Origin of the sequence: Mesorhizobium sp. M0040 (genome assembly GCF_040323505.1) — a bacterium.
In the GTDB taxonomy this organism is placed as follows: Bacteria; Pseudomonadota; Alphaproteobacteria; order Rhizobiales; family Rhizobiaceae; genus Mesorhizobium.
Window position 1 is genome coordinate 1 of sequence record NZ_JAMYVA010000111.1, and the last position, 3,742, is coordinate 3,742.

A 3,742-nucleotide genomic window follows, 5' to 3' on the forward strand; every position below is an offset into this window, starting at 1 on the left:
GCCATCGTCCGCCTGGTTGGCGCGATCCTGCTCGAACAGAACGACGATGGGCCGTGCAGCGCGCCAGATACATGACGCTGGAAACCATCAGCCAAATGAGCGATGATCCGCTCATCAGCCTGCCAGCCGTGGCACGCTGATCAGCCCGGCCCTTGCCGGAGCGCGGCGACCAAGCCGTCAGCTACACCACTCCCTGGGACACGATCCTCGCGCATTTTGCCGAGCGGCGCGCGAAGGTATTGCTTAGCAGCTTTAGCGTGTCGCTAATCCGCTCCCTACGGATTTGGGGTTGATGCATTTCGGAATCGTCATGAGTTTCCCGATCTGGCTCTGCGGATGGCTGCCGACGATGGCGTCGAGGGTTCGGCAAGGTAAGTGACGGGGTTGACGTCGTTGAACCTCCAGGTGGCCACAAACGGAAGAGAGCAGCGCCGAATTTTCCCGCCGATCTCGTAGGCCGCAAATCGGATGGCGTTTCCAACCCGGGTGGGTTCAGATAAAACTTTCGACGAGCCCCTGTCGGGTTTGTCGCGCCTGCGACATAAGTGCTGCGGCCAATTTTGTGCCGCAAACTGGCGTAAACGCCTGATTCTAATACCCGAAGCTTTAGCCAACGCTCTTTTTGGCGAAGTGGCACGATATTTGAAGCGTGCACGTCGCCAAGCTCTGCAAATCCAGGTGGATCCGGGTCGCTATAGGTTGAGCGATGCCGGGCCTGCAGACGAGCGGCAACCTGTTTACGGCGATCAGCTAATGCAACACAGAGAACATGTGGTTTTTGAAAACGCACAACTGGAAGGACGCCGGGTGACTGCCCCCTCACAAATCGATGGCACCGCCGATGTCGTTTCCGAATGCATTGAGGAGGTGCTCGAATTCGCCCAATTTCTCGACCAAGGCGGATGGGTGTCGCACAGACAGAGCAGTTGTTCGGCCTGCAGAGTTAGCAGCTCTCATCAGACGGTCATCACCTGTTTTTGTCATAAAACCTTCAACGAATGGAGCTTTTTTGATGACCGAGGTCATACCGCAACCTAATCCCCCGTCTTTCGAGCTACTTGGGCAACGAAAACCACTTGGAGTGGTGGGAGGCATGGGAAGCTTGGCAACTGCTACATTTTTGGAAGTTTTGGCTCGAAAAAGCCGAGTTGAAAGAGACCAGGATCACATCCCGTTTATTGCTCTATCACTTCCCGATATCTCCGATCGTTCGCAAGCAATCTCAATCGGCAGCGACGCGCCCTTGCGTCAAATTTTGGAACGCGCACATTGGCTGGAGAACGCTAAATGTGGTGCAATTGCAATCCCCTGCAATACTGCACATTTCTGGGCCTCCGCAGTTAAGCAAGCGTTGTCAGTGACGTTTATCAATATGATTGAGATAACGAGACAGTCCATAAATGAATCACGTGGTGACGGAATAGATAAGCTGCGTTCTATTGTCTTGGGGACGAGCGCAGTTGTGCAACACGCCCTTTACGTTCGACCCAATGAAAACGGCTTCGGTAAAGATTTTTTGCATCACCTCAGAGACATCCACAGTGAGACAATAAAAATTATCGCGGAAGTCAAGTCCGGAAAAATCACAGAAGCACAAGCGAATCTAACACGCGTAATCCGGGACGCCAGATCGATCAATCCTGACATAATCCTTCTAGCTTGCAGTGAGTTGTCTGCGATTTCAGGAAACATCGCAGGCGATGATGACATTATCGATCCAATCGATATTCTTGCCGACGCCTGCATCGACTGGTGGAAAACAGTCGCTAAGTAACGTCCTGGTATATTATCAATCGTTCCGTGGAGTGTAAACGTATGACCGCAGTTATACTTGCAAATGTCGTATCAGAGGCAATAGGGCCAACCAGTAACTCGTTGTCGGACGACTCTTTGCGGGCAAATGCGATACTAGCGAAACGAATGATTTGGCTTGCTGAGAACGACGATATATTAATAACTCCGACCCCTATAACGCGACCATTTTTAGACTACACCAACTTCCTAAAGGGTGGCAGCGACATCGTCTCTCTATCGACATCTCCTACACCCACCGAGCGCCCTTTGCCGATCTCGAAAAAAGACCTGGATGCTGACAGTCCTTTGTCGAACTCGCTGAGTTTGTTGGCTTCGGACCGCATTTTATGCCTGAAGCCGTTTATCGGCGACGAAGTTTCTATTTGCTTTGCAAAATTTTTGGGGGATGTTCCTGTACGGTTCTCAAATCAGAACGGCCGGGCAAGTCCTGAAGCAACTCGTCTTTTTAACGATAAGGCAAAATTTCGTCAGTTTGCTCGCAGTCTCGGCGTGCCGATAGCTAGTGGCAGCATCTGTGTAAACGAGCAGGAGATGGTGGATTCTGTGTGTAAAGTCCTGTCGGTTTCCGATCATGCTATTCTGAAGATGGCTCGCAATTCAGCTGGTGACGGCAACAGCGTTATCTCAAAGAGTGCCGAAGGATCGCTCCAGGGTGCGATGCGCTCGGTTTCCGTCCTGGAAGTCGATGACAATTTCATACGTGCAGCAGTTCATGATATTGGATTGGTTGCTACGAAAAAAGAGCCTGTCATTGTTGAGGCATATATCGAAAATGAGTCATCGATCGGTGTGCACTTCGACATAGGCATAGACAGGGTTGAACTAGTAGGCTCCGCTTCAATCCTGTTAAATCCGGGGTATGGAGGGACATATTGGAGTAAATCGCTCATTGATGATTTGCCCAACGATGTTCTGTCCTGGTGTCAAAATCTAGGTGATTATGCTCAAGAGAATGGGTACTTCGGACCGCTCAGCGTGGATGTCGTTAGGGGCAAGGAGGTTGGCTTCTTTGCATGTGAAGTAAACGGGCGGCACGGAAGCTTCTCTTTGGTCAGGGCCGTATCGAATTCCCTAGGATTAGAACCCGATATCAAAGACGGGAAGCGCGTTGTCTTCTCGCGAAGTGCCGTCCCTATTGGCATTGGGTTTCCCGACCTTGTTAATCTCCTTGAGAGAAGACAACTTCACTTCAATTCTTCTTCTAGACGGGGAGTTATTGTGATGTCTGAGGGATACGAAGGTAACGGTCCGTTTGACCTTTTAATTGTTGGAAGTAATCTAGAAGATGTTAAAGGTATAGAGCACGATGTCATCAAATTGTCTGGTACGTAGTGTTGATCTGGATAGGTAAGGTAGTAACAATGAGGGATGTCATCGCCCCGGTAGATATAGAAGTCAGCAACCTTGTGCACTTGGAGGAGCAGCGGCAACTATCCCAGCTTAGCTTGGTCGCGTCTGAAAATTATTCCTCTCCTGCGGTCAGAGGGTTTGAAGGAGGTATATTTGCTGACAAGAATGCAGAGGGTTACCCGGGTAAGCGATGCGTCTCGGGGTGCGAATATGCTGATCAACTAGAAATTTTAGCGATCGAGAGAGCAAAATCTGTTTTCGGCTGCGAACACGCGAATGTTCAGGCCATGAGCGCTACCATTGCCAATTTTGCCATAATGAATGAGCTTTTTCAGCCATCCGACGGAGTAATGGCAATGCGGCTCCAAGACGGCGGTCATTTTAGCCACGGCGCCCCTTTTCATGCAAGCGGCCAAAATTTTCGTTGGTGTTTCTATGGAGTTTCAAAGACCGATGAGCAACTGGATTATGATGAGGTACGATCAATTGCGCTGGCAAATCGACCTGCAGCAATCATCTGCGGAGGTTCATCATATCCGCGTTTGATTGATTATGAGGAAATGCATCAGATCGCACG

The 3,742-nt window shown here is 50.3% G+C and carries 3 protein-coding genes and 2 pseudogenes; all 5 read left to right on the forward strand.

What is annotated here, in order from left to right; genetic code table 11:
- Window positions 1-140, forward strand: a pseudogene (locus NKJ91_RS33345) (IS256 family transposase); the annotation flags it as partial.
- Window positions 141-468: 328 nt separating this feature from the next.
- Entirely contained in the window at window positions 469-1,038 is a 570-nt protein-coding gene (locus NKJ91_RS33350) for a hypothetical protein (RefSeq protein ID WP_352458891.1), read from the forward strand.
- The gene (locus NKJ91_RS33355) at window positions 1,013-1,774 is read left to right on the forward strand and encodes an aspartate/glutamate racemase family protein (RefSeq protein WP_352458892.1); all 762 of its coding nucleotides are present in this window, start codon (window positions 1,013-1,015) and stop codon (window positions 1,772-1,774) included. Before NKJ91_RS33350 ends, NKJ91_RS33355 begins: the two co-directional genes overlap by 26 nt.
- A 41-nt stretch (window positions 1,775-1,815) precedes the next feature.
- A complete protein-coding gene (locus NKJ91_RS33360; protein ID WP_352458893.1) occupies window positions 1,816-3,147 on the forward strand; it encodes a preATP grasp domain-containing protein in 1,332 nt (443 codons plus the stop codon).
- Between the two features lie 29 nt (window positions 3,148-3,176).
- A pseudogene (locus NKJ91_RS33365) lies at window positions 3,177-3,742 on the forward strand (serine hydroxymethyltransferase); the annotation flags it as partial.

Bases quoted from the DNA above. Each gene is read 5' to 3' on its own strand.
- NKJ91_RS33350 (WP_352458891.1), top strand. From the start codon at position 469: ATGGCGTTTCCAACCCGGGTGGGTTCAGATAAAACTTTCGACGAGCCC.
- NKJ91_RS33355 (WP_352458892.1), top strand. From the start codon at position 1,013: ATGACCGAGGTCATACCGCAACCTAATCCCCCGTCTTTCGAGCTACTT.
- NKJ91_RS33360 (WP_352458893.1), top strand. From the start codon at position 1,816: ATGACCGCAGTTATACTTGCAAATGTCGTATCAGAGGCAATAGGGCCA.